General features: G+C 70.1%; 11 protein-coding genes. 4 read left to right on the top strand and 7 right to left on the bottom strand.

Annotated elements, in window-relative coordinates; all coding sequences use genetic code 11:
* Nucleotides 1–1,451: 1,451 nt before the first annotated feature.
* From OG937_37860 to OG937_37870, 3 genes are all read right to left on the bottom strand, one after another.
* Nucleotides 1,452–2,006, bottom strand: coding sequence for a hypothetical protein (locus OG937_37860; GenBank protein WUD77064.1), 555 nt, complete (start codon nt 2,004–2,006; stop codon nt 1,452–1,454).
* A 445-nt stretch (nt 2,007–2,451) separates the two neighbouring features.
* Complete coding sequence (locus tag OG937_37865) at nt 2,452–4,065, bottom strand: peptidoglycan-binding protein (GenBank protein ID WUD77065.1); 1,614 nt, start codon at nt 4,063–4,065, stop codon at nt 2,452–2,454.
* Between the two features lie 331 nt (nt 4,066–4,396).
* Nucleotides 4,397–5,485, bottom strand: a complete 1,089-nt coding sequence (locus tag OG937_37870) for a DUF4190 domain-containing protein (GenBank protein WUD77066.1) — start codon at nt 5,483–5,485, stop codon at nt 4,397–4,399.
* A gap of 378 nt (nt 5,486–5,863) precedes the next feature.
* On the opposite strand from OG937_37870, the gene OG937_37875 reads away from it, so the two are divergent.
* The 3 genes from OG937_37875 to OG937_37885 all read left to right on the top strand — a co-directional run bounded on the left by OG937_37875 (nt 5,864) and on the right by OG937_37885 (nt 8,383).
* Nucleotides 5,864–6,331, top strand: coding sequence for a hypothetical protein (locus OG937_37875; GenBank protein ID WUD77067.1), 468 nt, complete (start codon nt 5,864–5,866; stop codon nt 6,329–6,331).
* A gap of 295 nt (nt 6,332–6,626) precedes the next feature.
* On the top strand, nt 6,627–7,595 hold the full coding sequence (locus tag OG937_37880) for an ATP-binding cassette domain-containing protein (protein ID WUD77068.1): 969 nt from the start codon (nt 6,627–6,629) through the stop codon (nt 7,593–7,595).
* Nucleotides 7,592–8,383: an ABC transporter permease gene (locus OG937_37885; protein WUD77069.1), complete on the top strand. Its 792-nt coding sequence runs from the start codon at nt 7,592–7,594 to the stop codon at nt 8,381–8,383. The genes OG937_37880 and OG937_37885 overlap by 4 nt, the downstream gene beginning before the upstream one ends.
* On the opposite strand, the gene OG937_37890 is transcribed toward OG937_37885, so the two are convergent.
* Nucleotides 8,364–11,462 carry an AfsR/SARP family transcriptional regulator gene (locus tag OG937_37890; protein WUD77070.1) on the bottom strand — a complete coding sequence of 1,033 codons (3,099 nt, stop codon included), beginning with the start codon at nt 11,460–11,462 and terminating at the stop codon, nt 8,364–8,366. The two genes, OG937_37885 and OG937_37890, sit on opposite strands and share 20 nt — an antisense overlap.
* Nucleotides 11,463–11,637: 175 nt before the next feature.
* Here OG937_37890 and OG937_37895 point away from each other — a divergent pair, with 175 nt between their 5' ends.
* Nucleotides 11,638–12,066, top strand: coding sequence for a pyridoxamine 5'-phosphate oxidase family protein (locus tag OG937_37895; GenBank protein WUD77071.1), 429 nt, complete (start codon nt 11,638–11,640; stop codon nt 12,064–12,066).
* Nucleotides 12,067–12,128: 62 nt separating this feature from the next.
* On the opposite strand, the gene OG937_37900 is transcribed toward OG937_37895, so the two are convergent.
* The 3 genes from OG937_37900 to OG937_37910 form a co-directional block, all read right to left on the bottom strand.
* Nucleotides 12,129–12,887, bottom strand: coding sequence for an SDR family oxidoreductase (locus OG937_37900; protein WUD77072.1), 759 nt, complete (start codon nt 12,885–12,887; stop codon nt 12,129–12,131).
* Between the two features lie 464 nt (nt 12,888–13,351).
* The gene (locus tag OG937_37905; protein ID WUD79013.1) at nt 13,352–14,449 is read right to left on the bottom strand and encodes a MerR family transcriptional regulator; all 1,098 of its coding nucleotides are present in this window, start codon (nt 14,447–14,449) and stop codon (nt 13,352–13,354) included.
* A 326-nt stretch (nt 14,450–14,775) separates the two neighbouring features.
* Complete coding sequence (locus tag OG937_37910) at nt 14,776–15,486, bottom strand: NPP1 family protein (protein ID WUD77073.1); 711 nt, start codon at nt 15,484–15,486, stop codon at nt 14,776–14,778.
* Nucleotides 15,487–15,962 lie beyond the last annotated feature (476 nt).

The following is a 15,962-nucleotide window of genomic DNA, read 5'->3' on the forward strand; positions in this document are numbered from 1 at the left end:
CCTGAGCCGCTTGTTCGGCCTGTAGGAGGAGGGGCCACGAACACCTGATGGCTGGTCGGGGGGTCTGACCGCCGCCTGCGCGGCCCTTTCCACCCGCCAGTTTGGCTTTCGCATAGGGCTGCGGGGCAACACGCCCCCGCCGAGCGGCTCTCAGAATCCCGGGGCCGGAATGAAGCTCGGCCACCAGGGGGGCACGCCGTTGGGGCAGTAAGGCGTGGGGGTGCTGTCCCAAAAGACCGAAACGACGCACCACGCGACGGCGAGGAGCGCCACCGCGAGGGCCAAGGCATGGAGAAGGGGTCGGGTCCCTACGAGGGCGCCCAACACAACCCAGACCAGTAGCAGGAGCGCAGAGAGGCCCGGGATGAAAAGTACGAGGAGGAAGCCGCCGTTGGCCGCGTTGTTCACTCCGATTGCGCAGGCGTTCCACGACCTGCCCAGAAGCATGGCGGTAAGCACCGCGAGAGCCGGCCCCACCACCATGCCGAGACATCCATGCAGCCGTCGGCTCTCCGTACGCCTCCGTTTGCCGCCCGCTTCGGGAAGCGCCGGCCCTACACCGCTTGTTACTGCATCCACCCGTTATGCCATTCTGAAGAGCAGGGATTGACAGTCCCTTATCCCGGTAATCACATGATCCGCATTGATTCTCCGGTCCCCTGACCTGGCGTGGCGTTCTGAGTCAGTATGCTGGCCCGCGGTTGAGCTGCCGGTGGTTGTCAGCATTGATCGTCAGTGAGCACCCCCGGACGACCCGGAGACGACTCGGCCGTACCGTGGCCTAGAGACCCCCCAGGCCGAGGTTGGCGCCATCGCGAAGATCTGGGAAGCCTTGAGCGATGAGGGCCGCAGGCTCAAGGCAGCCGTGACGGGCCGACGCTCTGGTCGGATTGCTGGCGCAGCCAAGCTGTTGGTACCTGGCGACAGCGGTCCGGAGCTTGTTGGCGACAGAACGCAGCGTCGCAAAGCCCTCGTGATGCTCGATCTGCTCCAGAGCAAACGATGCATCCGCCCCTGTAGCTTCTGCTGCGGAGCCGCACTCGACACTGAACATCCTCGCTGACGAGGTTGAGCAGGGTGACCCTGTGCCCGAACCGAACCGCGACTCATCGGGAGTGAGGCGGTCCTCCAAGGCCGTCTTGACGTGAATGGCAACTGCTGCCTTGGCCGACTGGGGGGACTCCATCCGGCTTGCGGACACAACCGGCGAGGCGGCTCGGTCAGGGCTCGGCTCGGCGTGGAAATTGCTGCAACCCGCCGACAGCACCAACGCCGCCGTTCCACCGCAGGCCATCCAAATCAGCTGCCGCTTCACCAGGTCCCGCCCCCAACCTCGTATGTGCCGGGCGTGATCTTATCCCGGCCTTGACCACATGCAGTCAAGGTCGTACGTCGCAAGTGCTGATAACCGAGACAGCCGACCGGCGGGGCGGATTTGGGCCGGATGTGGATCACGGTTGTCCGTTGAGGCCGAGCTTCCTCTTGCCATAGGGGGAGAAGACAGACGCCCAGCCGGTCCAGCCGGCGTGAACCTGGGCGATTTGCGAGGGCAGGGGCATGACTGGGAGCAGGTCTCTGCCCTTCGCCCAGTTGGTGAGGAGGCCCTCGGTTGTGTCCACGGCGGAGACCACCATGGTGACCTTCGCGCTGCCGTCGACCCAGGTGTCCCACAGCGCCCACCCTTCAGGTCGTGCCTCGACTCCCAGCCGAGCACAGGCGTGTGGGTAGGTCTCATCGCTGCCGATGGGCATGGCCTCGGGGCGGATGATGGCAACGGCCGCGAGAGGTACCAGTGGGCGCTCTTCCTCCTCCTCCAGGCACCCGTCCAGGGGGAAGTGGTACTGCAACAGCGCCCGGCCCAGGGCGTTGACGCTGCGTTGGAACGGGCCATCGTCTTCGGCGTCACCAGCATGCAATTGCTCGCCGGCGGCCGCGGAGACGACTGCCTTGGCGAGCCGTTCGATCTCCCGTAGATAGTCGAGTTCGGAGAGTTCCGGGCTGGTCATGGGGGCAGTGTCGCATCGCGTCGCCGGATGTGTGTACGTGTTTTCACGCGGTCAGGCACGGCTGCGTCTGCGAGGGTGAGAGCGTGTCTCAGATCTGCTGCCGGAGGCAATGGTGCTCGTCGCGCCCCGATGCCGCCGGCCCCGCAGACGCCGGTCTGCGGGGCCGGTGGACCGGGCTGCTGCTCGCCGTTGGGTTGGCGGCCGGGCACAGCTCGTGGCGGCCGAAGGCGGAGCTTCGCGGCTGGGCGGACTCCGGCCTGCTCGATGAGCTCCTCAGGCGTCATGGTGGTCAGTCACGAGTACGGGGTGAAGCCAAGCTCGGCAACGCGATCCTCGGCACGTCTTCGAAGGCGAACCTGTCACCGCGGGCCGAGCGCGACCTCGACGTGGAGCGGTGCCGCACCCGGGATCGCGGGTGCGGCACCGCTTCCGTACATGCCCTGGGTCAGCGGACCCGGATGAAGACCACGTCGTACCCCAGGTTCGTGCCGCGGTTCTTGACGTAGACGCCGTCCTTGCCGCCGTTGGGGTTGCCGGTGTTGCCCTCGACGGTGGTGAAGGAGGAACCGCCGCTCACCGTGCGCACGATGCCGATGTGCTCCTGGCCGTCGTTGAAGTTGCTCCCGCCGTTCCAGTCGAACGCCACGATGTCACCGGGCTGCGGGTTGGTCGTCACCGACAGGTGGTAGTTGCCGGCCCGGGCCTGCTTCACCCAGCCGGAGACGTAGCTGTTGCGGTAGGAGGTGGCACCCGTCTGCTTGGCCACCCAGCTGACGAAGGTCGCGCACCAGGCGTAGTTGTTGGTGGACAGGGAGAGCCCCACGGCCACGCCGTAGCTGTTCGCCCGGGCGCTGCCCTCGACCGTGCCGACCTCGGCGGTGGCGACGTCGAGGAGTTTGGCGTAGCCGCCGCCGGGCGGCGGAGACGTGGGCGGGGTGACCGCGCCGTACAGGGCGGCCTTGGTGTTCGGGCCCACCCGGCCGTCGACCGCGAGCCCCTTCTCGGCCTGGAAGTCCCGTACCGCGCTGTCGGTCATCGGCCCGAAGTCGCCGTCGACGGCGAGATCGGCGCCGTGGTGGTTGAGGAGGCTCTGCAGTTCGGTGACGCAGCCGCTGCGCTGGCCCTTGACGATGTCGGTCGGGCAGGAGCCGGAATTCAGGTTGATCGGTGCGGGCGCGCCGCTGCCGCCGCCACCGCCGATGTTGGAGTAGAGGGCGTTCTTGGTGTTCGGGCCGACCTCGCCGTCGACCGACAGGCCGCGCGAGGACTGGAAGGACTTCACGGCCGCCAGGGTCGCGGGACCGAACTCACCGTCGACGTCCAGGTGCTGGCCCTGGCCGTTGAGCAGCGCCTGCAGGGTCGCGACGCAGCCGCCGGTCTGGCCCTCCACGATGTTCGCCGGGCACGACGAGGACCGCAGGTCCAGGCCGGTCGACGGCGCCTCGTCGGTGTCGTACAGCTCCCGCTTGGTGTTCGGGCCGACCTCGCCGTCGACGGACAGGCCGTGCGAGGACTGGAAGCTGCGGACCGCGCTGTACGTCTCCGGCCCGAAGTCGCCGTCCACGCTCACCGGGTAGCCGAAGTGCCGGAGCAGGCGCTGGAGTTCGGTGACGCAGCCGCTCCTGCTGCCCTGCACGATGTTCGCCGGGCAGGAGGAGGACGTGAGGTTGATCGGTGCGGGCGCGGTGCCTCCGGTCGCGTACAGCTTGCTCTTGGTCTGGGGGCCCACCCGGCCGTCCACGGCGATCGCGGTGGCGGCCTGGAACTCACGTACCGCGTAGAGCGTGTTCGGCCCGAACTCGCCGTCCACCGTGAGGCCCGCGCCGTGGGCGTTGAGCAGGTTCTGCAGTTCGGTGACGCATCCGCTCACCTGGCCCTGGACGATATCGGTCGGGCAGGAGGCCGAGGTGAGCTTGATGGGCACCGGCGCGGCCATCGCCGGGCCGGCGCCCATCAGGGTGGCTGCCGTGAGGATCGCCGCGGTGGCCGCGATGCTCACGATCCGGGCGCGCCAGCCGGGTCTGGCGCCCGGGGCAGGGAGGTTTAAGAGGCTTTTCATGGCTGCGGAGGACTCCTTCGACGGATCATCTGGCGAGCGACCGGGTGGAGTGGCCGCCGGGCGGCCGCGCACGACGGTGACAGCTGGTGCCCGTGCGGGCAATGCGTTTCGAACAACTGGCCGGATTCCGCCGTCGTGCCCGGGAGGGGGGCACCGCCTTCCGGCGTCGAAGGAGCCCGTCACGGTCCTCCCGGCGGACCCGCCGGGAGGACCGTGTCTCCTGCGCAGAGCGCCGCAGCCGCTGCCGCCACCGCCGCGCCAGGACCTCCCGCCTCATGTCGGGTGCCCGCCGCCACCCGACTCGTCGCCCTCGCCTACGAGCCCGGGCTGATCACGCCTCGGTGTTCGCCGACCCGTCCGACCCGTCCGTCGTGGCGAGGCCGAGTGCCTTGCGCGCCTTGACCGCCTCGTCGTAGCCCGACAGCTCCTCGGCCGCTTCGTAGTGTTCGTAGTAGGTGTCCGCGTCCTTCGCCTTCGCGGCCTTCACCCAGTGCGCGCGGGCCGCGTCGATCTCCGCCTTGAGCGCGGTGACGTGCGGCTCGGCGGCGGCGGGCCACTTGTGGCCGCCCAGGATGCGGGCCTCTTCGTCGAGGGCGAGTGTGACGTCGCCCGCCCACTGCTTGTATGCCTCCAGGTTGTCCTCGACGTTCTCCTCCTCCGGAGCGTCGGACTTGGCGTCGTTGATGGTGTTGGCGGCCTTCAGATAGGCGACTTGGTGCTCGTCGAGCATGGCCGCGTCCTGCCGGAGCGAGCCCTTGAGGGGGCCGCCGTCCTTGCCGAACAGGCAGGTCACCTCACGGTCGCCGCCATCCCAGCTCTGGCTGCTGGGCGAGAAGTAGTACATGTCGACGTCCCCGGGCACCGCCCAGGTGTCCATCGCGTAGGCGGTCGTCAGTTTCCAGCACCGGCTCTCGGCCTTCTCGACGATGTAGTCCTCGCCCGGGTAGCCGCCCTGAAGGTCGAAAGTGAAGACGCCGACGACCTCGGCGGTGTGCACCTGCGAGCACGGCACGGTGCCCACGTTGGCGATCGTGTCCTCCAGGTCGTCGCCGGGGGTGTCGATGCAGTCGCCCTTGTGGAGGGAAGTGCTGCCGTAGTTCCGCGCCCGTTCCTTGACGCCCTCGTCGACGCGTGTCACGAACGCGGTGAACGCGCTGCTGGCCAGGACGACGGCGATGACCACCGTGCTCAGGGCGTTGAGGACCAGTCCGGTGACGGCCAGGCCCTTGCCCCGCTCGCGCGTGTCCTTGATCTGTGTCAGAGCGATGGCCCCCACCACCATGCCGACCACCGGCACGAAGACCAGCAGCCCGAACACCAGTGCCACGACCGCGAGTTTGTTGAGCGACCGCCGCGACGGCTGCGATGGCACGGGCGTCGGGGTGAGCGACGACGGGCACGACGGGTGCTGCGAGTCCACGGAACAGCGCTCCTCATGGAGTGTCGGGCGAACGGCCGTGCGAATATATCCGGCACCTGGAACCCGACGCGGCCCCGCCCCCTCCGGTGCCTGTTGCGCATCGCCGGGCACGCCAACTCACCGCCTGCGGCAGCGACGGGTTCGCCGAACGTTGGGTGATGGGCGGTCAGGCCGTGGCCGCGATGCTGGGTACGGCCGTCACTCCCGTCGGCTGATCGGCTGAGCGCGGCCCCGACGGGCCGCATGCCGCCGTACCGGTTTCACCGCCGTCGGCACCCCTGAAAACGCCGTGAAACGGCGGTGAACGGCGGAGCGGTCACGCTCTGCCGCATGACGACGACGGCCCCGCGAGGGGCAGCGACCGGGGAGGGGACCACCATGAACGGCCTGCGACTGATCCGCCGTCACGCGGCGGCCTTCGTGCGCTTCGCCGGGCTGGGCTGCGGGGTCACCCTCGCGGCCTCGGCGGCCTTGGTCCTGCTCTCGCAGTGGATCCCGTGGATGGCGGCGAACGTGCTGACCACCGTCGCCTCCACGGTGGTCGCCACCGAACTGCACGCCCGGGTCTCGTTCGGCCACGGACGGCCCGGCCTGGCCGGCCACCTGAAGAGCGCGGCCACCGTCGTAGTCGGCTGGCTGGTCACGTCGGCCGCAGTCGGCGCGCTGGCCGCGCTGCGACCCGGCGCCGGGCTCGTCCTGCAGCAGACGGTGTACCTCTCGGCCACCGCGCTCGTCGGGATCGGCCGCTATCGCGTGTTGCAACTGTCGGTGTTCGCGACGCGCGTTCCGCGGCCGCGAACCGGCGGCGGCGTCCGGTTGCGGGCCGCGTTCGACGCTGGGGCGTGAAGCAGTTGGACGCGTTGATCGGCACCTCCTGACGTGCACGGTTGCGTACGGGCCCCCATCGATGCTGATGGGGGCCCGTACGCTGTTCTTCGAGGCGTTCCCGCACCGCGCTTGCGGTGGTGCCCAGTCTGCCGGCGGTGGTGCGCCGTCCCAAGCCGGCGGGGCTCCCCGGCGGGGCCCTCACCTGACGCAGTCGCTGTGCTGACCAGCGCATTTCACCGTGTTGCCGGTCGGCGGGGGCTGGTGAAACCGCGCTGAAAGGTCCTTGAACGCGGCGCCCCGCAGACTCCGTCGCATGATGACAACGACCGACGCATCCGCCATCGCAGCCACGGGGCTGCGGAAGTCCTTCGGGGACAAGCTGGTCCTCGACGGCATCGATCTGCACGTGCCCGCGGGCACGGTCTTCGCCCTCCTGGGCCCGAACGGCGCCGGCAAGACCACCGTCGTCAAGATCCTCTCCACCCTCATCACCGCCGACGCCGGTGAGGTCCGCGTCGGTGGGCACGACATCGCCGCCGACCCGCAGGCGGTACGTGCCGGGATCGGCGTCACGGGGCAGTTCTCCGCCGTCGACGGTCTGATCACCGGCGAGGAGAACATGCTCCTGATGGCGGACCTGCACCACCTGTCCAAGCGGGAAGGGCGGCGGGTCGCGGCCGAGTTGCTGGAGCGGTTCGATCTGGTCGAGGCCGCGAAGAAGCCTGCCTCCACCTACTCCGGTGGCATGAAGCGGCGCCTGGACATCGCCATGACCCTGGTCGGGAATCCGCGGATCATCTTCCTCGACGAGCCGACGACCGGCCTCGACCCGCGCAGCCGCCACACCATGTGGCAGATCATCCGCGAGCTGGTCTCCAGCGGCGTCACCGTCCTCCTCACCACCCAGTACCTGGAGGAGGCCGACGAGCTCGCCGACCGGATCGCGGTGCTGAACGACGGGAAGATCGCCGCCGAGGGCACCGCGGAGGAGCTGAAGCGGCTCATCCCGGGCGGGCACGTGCGGCTCCGCTTCACCGACCCGGACGCGTACCGGTCCGCCGCCGACCAGCTGCGCGAGGTCACCCGCGACGACGAAGCGCTGACGCTGCAGATCCCGAGCGGCGGCAGCCAGCGCGAGCTGCGCTCCATCCTCGACTGGCTGGACACGGCCGGCGTCGAGGCGGACGAGCTGACCGTGCACACCCCCGACCTCGACGACGTGTTCTTCGCCCTCACCGCCCCCGCCACCGTCCCCGACCAGTCCAAGGAGAACGTCCGATGAGCGCCTTTTCCCTCGCGGTCCGCGACTCGAACACGATGCTGCGCCGCAATCTGCTGCACGCGCGGCGCTACCCGTCCGCCACCCTGAACCTGCTGCTCGCGCCGATCATGCTGCTGCTGTTGTTCGTGTACATCTTCGGCGACGTGATGAGCGCGGGCATCGGTGGCGGCGGCGCCGATCGCTCCGAGTACATCGCCTACATCGTGCCGGGCATCGTGATGATGACGATCGGCAGCACCGTGATCGGGGCGGCGGTGTACATCTCGATGGACATGAGCGAGGGCCTGATCGCCCGCTTCCGCACGATGGCGATCCACCGCGGCTCCGTGATCATCGGGCACGTGGTGGGCAGCGTGCTGCAGTGCATCGCCAGCGTGGTCCTGGTCGGTGTCATCGCCGTGGCCATCGGCTTCCGGTCCACGGACGCCTCGGCCCTGGAGTGGCTGGCGGCGTTCGGGCTGCTGGTGATGTTCTCGCTGGCGTTCACCTGGATCGCGGTCGGTATCGGCATGGCCAGCCCGAACGCCGAGGCGGCCGCCAACAGTGCGCAGCCGCTGATCCTCCTCCCGCTCATCTCGAGCGCGTTCATCCCGGCGGACACGATGCCGGGCTGGTTCCAGCCGATCGCCGAGTACCAGCCGTTCACCCCGGCGATCGAGACCCTGCGCGGCCTGCTGCTCGGCACGGAGATCGGCAGCAACGGGTGGATCGCGGTCGCGTGGTGCGTGGGTCTGACGGTGCTCGGCTACCGGTGGTCGATGGCGCAGTTCAACCGCGACCCGAAATGAGCGTGCGGGCCGCCTCCCGCAGCCCGTCCCGCTTCAGGGCGGCGTACTCCGACACCGCGTCGGCGTACGCCGCCCCGTCGGCGTCTTCGGCGGCCTGCCGGGCGCGGTCGAGGGACATCGTGGGCTGGAAGACCTGTGAGACGTGCAGTCGTTCCGCCAGGGCCAGCAGGCGTACCGCGGTTGGGTCGCCCTTGGCGAGCCGGGCCAGGCCGAGGGCCAGGACGCGGGTGCCGTAGGTCAGGACCTCCCCGGGCGGGCGGGAATCGTCGGCGAGCAGCGTGAGCAGCCGGTTCTCCAGTCCGGCCACGAGGCCGGCGACCGGTTCCAGCCGTCCGGCGTACGCGTGGGCGGCCACCGCGTGGGCTTCGATCGCCTGCGCCCAGGCGTCCATGGCGGGGTCGGCGGGGGGTGAATCGCTTGCGCGTATCCGCTCGACGGCCGTTCGCCATTGCTTGAGGCCGAGTTCGGTGAGGCCGCGGGCGAGCGCGATCTCGGCCCAGGCGGCCTGGTCGGTGGTGAAGTCCGGGGTCTGCTCGTCCGGCTGGCTCTGCTCGACGCGCCGTAGCCACTGCTCGGCTTCGTCCGGCTTGCCGCGCTGCAGGCAGGCCAGCACGAGGCCGCGGCGCAGGCCCGTGGTGGGTGATTGGTCGCTGAGGTGCGTCAAGGTGTCCAGTGCGGCGAGGAGGTGTTGGTAGGCCTCGTCGCCGAGGCCGGCGTCGGCGCACAGTTCGCTGCTGCGGGAGTGGCCGAGCAGTTTGAGGGTCGGGTTGGGTACGGCGTCCACCATGGCGAGCATGCGGCGGGCCGAGGACAGCGCGCGTTCCGGCTCGTGCTCGTGTTCCCAGAGGTAGCTGGCCACGCATTCGGCGATGCCCGCGAGCAGGGGTGCGTCGCTCGCGCACAGTTCCTGCAGGGCCTCGTAGCCGGGCGGGCGCATGTCCGGGACGGCGCTCAGTACGGTGGCGAGTGCTCGCAGCAGGGTGTCGGGCTTCGCGGGCGGCAGTCGGCGCAGGGTGACGAGGTGGCGTGTCCCGGGCGGGCCGTATCCGATGAAGGGGGCGGCGGTGCAGATGGCGCTGAGGGTGCGGGTGACGTCGGTGTGCCAGGCGTCGGGGCGGTAGTGCGACAGTGGCGCCGCGGTGTCGGTGGCCAGGGTGAGGACCCGGTGGAAGCTCGCGGAGTCGGTGAGCCAGACGCCGGCCAGCACGGCGCCGGCCGCCGCGGTGGTGGCGTGGTCCTCGCGGGCGAGGGCGAGGCGCAGGGCGAGTACGAGGTTGTCCTGTTCGGTGCGCAGCCGTGCCCAGTGGCGGAGCGGCTCGAGGCTGAACAGTGCGTCGTGGTTGGTGAGTCCGAAGGTCCGTGCCCAGTCCAGGAACCGGTCGCTGACCGCCTGTTCCTCCCCGGCCGTCGCGCGTCGGGCGGCGCTGAACTCCCGCACCGTCTCCAGCATGTGGAAGCGGATCCCGGCCGCGGTGTCGGTGGCTTTCAGCAGCGACTGGTCGACCAGTTGCTCCAGCAGGTACGGCGCGTCGCCGTCGTCACCGAGCAGGTGTTCCGCGGCGTCTTCGGTGAAGCCGCCGGGGAAGACGGACAGTGCCCGCAGTGCCGCCCGGGCGTCTTCCTCCAGGAGGTTCCAGCTCCACTCGACGACGGCGTGCAGGGTGCGGTGGCGTTCGGGTGCGTCCCGGCTCCCGCCGCGCAGCAGCGCGAACCGGTCGCCGAGGCGGCGGGCTATTTCGGGGACGGTCAGTACCCGTACCCGTGCCGCGGCCAGCTCCACGGCGAGTGGCAGGCCGTCCAGGTGCCGGCACAGCTCCGCCACGGCGGCGGGCGGGAGTTCGACGTGGTGGCGTGCGGCTCGGGCCCGCTGTTCGAAGAGCTCGATGGAGGTCGCCAGGCTCAGCTGCGGCAGTTGGTAGACCGCTTCTGAGCTCAGCCCGAGCGGGGCCCGGCTGGTGACGAGAACCCGCAGGTCCTTGGACAAGGCCACCAGCTCGCGCACCAGGTCGGCGGTGCCCTGGACGACCTGCTCGCAGTTGTCCAGCACGAGCAGTGTGGGGTCGGCGCCGAGTGCGGCGACGATTTTGGCGGGCGCGTCCGACCCGCCGCCGAGCGCCGACGCCACCTCGCCGGCCACGTCGTGGTCCGTGCTGACTCCGGCGAGCGAGATGAAGTGCACCGTCCGCTGTTCCGCCTGGCGGCTGACGGCGTGTGCGAGGCGCGTCTTGCCCAGCCCGCCGGGGCCGACGATCGACGCCAGCCGTGAGGAGTGCAGCAGCCCGGCCACGGCGGCGAGATCCTCGTCCCGTCCCAGGAGCGGATTCGGATCGTGCGGCACCCCGTAGCGGACCGTGGGCGCCTCGACCTGCAGCAGCTGCTGGTGCACGGCCTTGAGGCCGGGGCCCGGGTCGGTGCCGAGGTCGTCGCGGAGTTCACGCCGGTACGTGTCGTAGCGGGTGAGCGCCGCCGACGGCCCGGCCGTGGCCGCCTCGGCGCGCAGCAGTTCGGCCAGTACTTCCTCGTCACGGGGGGTCCGGGCGAAGACCTCGGTCAGCGGCGCCACGGCCTCGGCCCGTCGTCCCAGCCGTGCGAGGGCGAGCGCGCGGGAGCGTATGAGGGAGTCGTGGAGCGGCGCCCGCTCGGCGCACAGCTCCGCGACGGGGTCCGCTGCTGTGGCGTCGGTGTCCGGGGCGGTGTCCCAGAAGGCGAGGCCTTCCTCGGCACTGGCCAGGGCGGAGGCGTGATCCCCGGCTCGGGTGTGCCGGGCGCTCGCCTCGGCACATCGGACCACTACCGAAGTGTCGACCTGCTCCTCGGTCAGTGCGAGCCGGTAGCCGGTGGGGGTGCTGATGACGACATCGGCGCCGAGTTGGGAGCGAGCCCGGGAGACCAGGATCCGCAGCGCGTTGGCGGGGTTGGCCGGCAGCTCGTCCTGCCACAGCCCGTCCACCAGCCGTGTGGTGCTGCAACCGGAGCGCAGCTCGCTTGCGAGCAGCGCGAGCAGCCCGCGCAGCCGGGGCGCGGTGATCTCCTGGCCGCGGTAGGCCACGCGCGACAGGAGAGTCAGGTCGGTCGTCACTCGGTCAGGTTATCGACAGCGGTTGCCTGGGCGGCTGTTCCGGGGTGGGGGAGTGGGGCTGCGGCGGCCATGCGTTCTCGCTCGCCGGCGACGGGCCGGTCCGTGGGTATCCCTGGGCCCTGCGTCTGTCCGGTCGCGCGGAGGTGCCGTCAGTGGCCGGGCCTACAGTCGAGGCATGGAACTTTCCCGCGAAGAACGTGAAAGCTTTCTGGCTGAGACGCATGTAGCCGCGCTGGGCGTCGCAGCCGGCGACAACCGCGGACCGTTGATGGTTCCGATTTGGTACGCCTACGAGCCCGGCGGTCTGCCCTGGATCCTCACCGGCGCGGGCTCGCGGAAGATGACGCTGATCAGGGCTGCGGGCCGCTTCAGCCTGCTGGTCCAGCGCACGGAGCCGACGCCCCGGTACGTATCGGTCGAAGGGCCGGTTGCCGAAGTGACCGAGGGGACGAGCGCGCTCCATCGCGAGATGGCCGGCCGCTATCTCTCGGGCGAGGCGCTCGACAGATTCGTGGCCATGGCGGAGGTGGAACTCGCCGATCACGTCGTGGTCCGTATCCGGCCGGAACGCTGGCTCACCGCCGATCTGGGCACGGTCGCATAGCCTTCCACGTCCGACGTGTGCACGAGCGCCCTTCCTCAGTTCGTGCGGCCGCCAGCGGCGCGTCAGTACATGGAAAGCCCGCCGTTGACCGCGGCGGTGGTGCCGGTCATGAAGGCGTTGTCCTCGGCGGCGTAGAAGGCGACCGCCTGGGCGACGTCGGCCGGGCGTGCGAGGCGGCCGAGAGGGGTGGCGGCCACCTGCCGTTCCTTGACCGCGTCGTCGAGTACGTGCGCCGACACGCGGGTGTCCTCCACGGGGCCGGGCGCGACGACGTTGACCGTGATGCCCTGCGGTCCCAGTTCCTGGGCGAGGTAGCGCGCGAACTGTTCCAGTGCGGCCTTGGCCGTGCCGAGCGCGATCATGCCCTCCCGGGGCCGGCGGCTGAGGCCGGTGCCGAGGTAGACGATGCGTCCCCAGCCCTGTTCGGTCATGGCGGGCAGGACGGCCTTCGTGACCGTGAACGCGGCGTGCATCTCGGCGTCGAGCTTGCCACCCAGGTCCTCCCACGTCATCTCCTGGAACGACGTGACCACGTACGGGATGAGCGCGTTGTGCACGAGCACGTCGATGCCGCCCCAGGCCGCCCGGACCTGCTCCACCATGCCCTCGACGGCCGCCACCTCACGCACGTCGGCCTGCACGGCCATGGCCTGGCCGCCCGCGGCGGCGATGTCCGCCACGACGCCTTCGGCCGCTTTGCCGCTGCGGAGGTAGTTGACCACCACGCGCATCCCCCGCGCGGCCAGGAGTCGGGCGGTGGCCGCACCGATCCCGCTGCTGGCGCCCGTCACCAACGCCACCCTGCCGGTTGCTCCAGCCATGGGCCCGGTTCCTCCTCGTCGTCGCGGGCCGTCGGGATGACCGCCCCGGGGTGTCCGCCGCCGATGCCGGAGCGGCCCGGGCACGGGCCGGTTCGCCCGGCAACCGCGAGGTGAGCAGGCCTTCCCAACGCCCCGCGGGTGTTCGTACCGGAACAGCTCGTCGAGCCACCGTTGGACCGCCGCGTCGGCCGGACCCCGTACTGACGTAGCATCACATCGTTGCGACCCGCGGTTGGCTGAGCCGCGCCGAGGACCGAGCGCGGTGCCGCCCGCCGTGACCGGGTACCGATGGACCCGCGCATCGAACGTCTGTCCCTCCGCGCCCTCGGCTGCCGGTCCACCATGTCCCGGGCTTGCGCCGTGCTCCGTGCCAATCACCACAGGGTCCACACGGCGCTGTGCCCGCTCAGCGCCGCACATGACCCGCGGGCAGCCCAGGAGCCGACGCTGACGCTGCGACCAGTTCAACCGATGAGCAGGCGGAGGCCGAGATCTACGGCGTCGAGGTCGGCGAGGTCGCCGTTACGCTCGGCCCACCGGCCGGAGCCCAGGTCGTCGCACAGGCTTCGCACCGCCCGCTGCTCGGCCTCCGGTCCGACCCTCGTCCACACCGACATCGCACGGCGCACGTGGTCCTCCAGGTACGCACCCGGTCGGCGCCAGTACGCCTCGAACAGGCCGTCCGCACAGTCCCACGGGATGAGTACCGGCTCAACGCGGGCGCCGATCGCTTCGGCCATCCCGGCAAGCGAGGGAAAATCCGCGAGGATGGCGGCGAACTCGGGCAGGTAGTCGCGGGTGAGCCAGAACCGGTCCTGCCAGCCGGGCTCGTCGGTGTCGAACGTGAGCACCACCACGCGGTGGGCCACGCGCCGCATCTCGCGCAGCCCCGCTATCGGGTCCCCCCAGTGGTGAACGGTGGAGACTGCCATCGCGGCGTCGAAGGACCGGTCCCCGAACGGCAGGCTTTCCGCGGCTGCGGCCACGCACGGCGCCGAGCCGGCGGGCCGCTGCCCCCGCATCACCGCCGACGGCTCCACCGCGGTCACGTCGCGATCCGCGGGCTCGTAGGAGCCGGTTCCGGCCCCGACGTTCAGCACCGTCCGCGCGCCCCCGAGCGCGTCCCAGATCTGCGCGGCGATCCGCGGATCGGTTTGCCGTGTCGCGGTGTAGGCGCCGCCGATCACGTCGTACAGCCGTGCGCCGAGCATCTCCAGTTGCTCCTCCGGCGTCACCTTCAGGCCCTTCGCCCGTGCCTCGAGTTCCCTGTCGATGGCCGTCACCATGGCGTCAGCGCGATCACGCCGCTCCAGCAGCAGGCTGCGCAGTCGGCGCAAGTGCGCGACCGCGTCGGTGGACGGGTCGCCGACCAGTTCCGCGACCTCCCGCAGCCCGAAGCCCAACCGCCGGTAGGCCAGTACTTCCCGCAGCCGCTCCACGTCGTCTGCCGAATAGGCCCGGTACCCGGCTGCGGTCCGCCCCGACGGCCGGACGAGCCCGATCTCGTCATAGTGATGCAGCGTGCGGACGCTCACGCCGGCCAACTCGGCCACGCGTCCCACGGTCCAGTGGTCCTCCACGGCACCCGACTATGCAGCCTGACGCCACGTGAGGGTCAAGGGCCTCAAGCACGGCAGCGGTCCGAGCGACTCTTCACGCCAGATCAAGGGTCCGGTTCAGAGACGCGTGCGTGTGATGGTCACTCCTTCGGCCGGATGCGGCGCGGAGGCACGGCCGGCTGACACTGGGCATGCCCTCATTCGGAGCGCGTGTGCGAGGAACCCGGCACGGAGCCAGGAGACGGCTCAGCCCACATCGACGGCGGCCGCGGCGCCGCGAACACCGCCCGCGCGGACGGCAATCCGGCGGATCGCCGTCCGCGCACGGCTCAGGCGTTGGGATCGAAGGGGATGCCAGAGGGCTTGGAGTTGGCGAGGGTGGAGTTGAAGCGGGCGTCGTTGATCTTGATGGTGGCCGAGCCGAAGTCCGCGTTCATGAGCTTGTCCCGGTAGCCCGCCGGGTAGCCCTCCCAGCCGACGAGGCGGGGGTAGAACCAGCCTCCGGTGGCGTTCTCCGGCGGCTCGTCGTTGGTGTTGGCGAAGCGGAAGCAGTGTGTCGAGGCGCCATCCTTGTGGTACACGATCTTGGGGTGGGTGCCGTCGAAACGGATCGCCGAGCGGGCGGCGATCTGGTAACCGGAGTGCTGGGACGCCGAGACGTACTCGACCTGGTTGTTGTGGATCCAGACCACGACGTGCTCCCAGTCGTGGGTGTGGCCGATGGCCGCAGGGCCGAGCGTGGCTTGGTCCTTTTCGAAGTAGCTGGCGTAGACGACGGCGCACCAGTCGTTGTTGCACTTCTCGCGCGAGTATGTGTTGGCGTTGGCCAGCTGGACGTAGTCGTGACAGTGCCCGTTGACGTCCCCACCCAGCTTCAAGCCGGGATTGAGGGTGCCGTCGGCTCCGATGGCGGCCGTGGTGTAGCAGCCGTCCTTGTCGTAGTCGTAAGCCGGGGAGAAGGACTGCTCCAGGCCGTCGGCGTTCTGGGGCAGCAGCTGCAGGACTGAGGCGCTCGCCTGCGTAGGGAAGGCCAACACCACGGACGCGCCGAGCGCGGTCGCGACGGCGCCGAGACGGAGACGGCTGGGAAGCCGAGTACTGGAGGGCGTTCCTGCGGGATTCTTTCTCGCTGACCTAAGGCTGCGCACGAGAACTCCTCGACATGAAAGGCGGGCGAGGGTTTTTATCGAGAATCCCTGCCCGACGACTGACGCTCTGCGCGACGAAGTGCCCGGCGTTCCGGAAGGCCGGAGGCCCATCTCCGACTGTGCCTCCGCCTGTTGACGCGTCGACAAGTTATCCGAGGCTGATCCGGTGGCGCAAGCACGCATTTCTGGATCGGCATTCCCGACATGTCCCGGCTTCTGGTAAGGAGAAGATGCCGGGAAATTAAATATCGCTGTGCGTTGACCGACCAATCGGGGTGCCACGAGCGCGCCGCCTGAAAAGTCCGGCCGGCGGCCGTGGCCGTCACACCGCTGCGAACGGGCTGCTGCCCGGGATGGAGGAGTCGGCC

Origin of the sequence: Streptomyces sp. NBC_00510, assembly GCA_036013505.1 — a bacterium.
GTDB lineage: Bacteria > Actinomycetota > Actinomycetes > Streptomycetales > Streptomycetaceae > Actinacidiphila.

Bases quoted from the DNA above. Each gene is read 5' to 3' on its own strand.
- OG937_37885 (WUD77069.1), top strand. From the start codon at position 7,592: ATGAGCGCCTTTTCCCTCGCGGTCCGCGACTCGAACACGATGCTGCGC.
- OG937_37880 (WUD77068.1), top strand. From the start codon at position 6,627: ATGATGACAACGACCGACGCATCCGCCATCGCAGCCACGGGGCTGCGG.
- OG937_37900 (WUD77072.1), bottom strand. From the start codon at position 12,887: ATGGCTGGAGCAACCGGCAGGGTGGCGTTGGTGACGGGCGCCAGCAGC.
- OG937_37875 (WUD77067.1), top strand. From the start codon at position 5,864: ATGAACGGCCTGCGACTGATCCGCCGTCACGCGGCGGCCTTCGTGCGC.
- OG937_37860 (WUD77064.1), bottom strand. From the start codon at position 2,006: ATGACCAGCCCGGAACTCTCCGAACTCGACTATCTACGGGAGATCGAA.
- OG937_37895 (WUD77071.1), top strand. From the start codon at position 11,638: ATGGAACTTTCCCGCGAAGAACGTGAAAGCTTTCTGGCTGAGACGCAT.
- OG937_37865 (WUD77065.1), bottom strand. From the start codon at position 4,065: ATGAAAAGCCTCTTAAACCTCCCTGCCCCGGGCGCCAGACCCGGCTGG.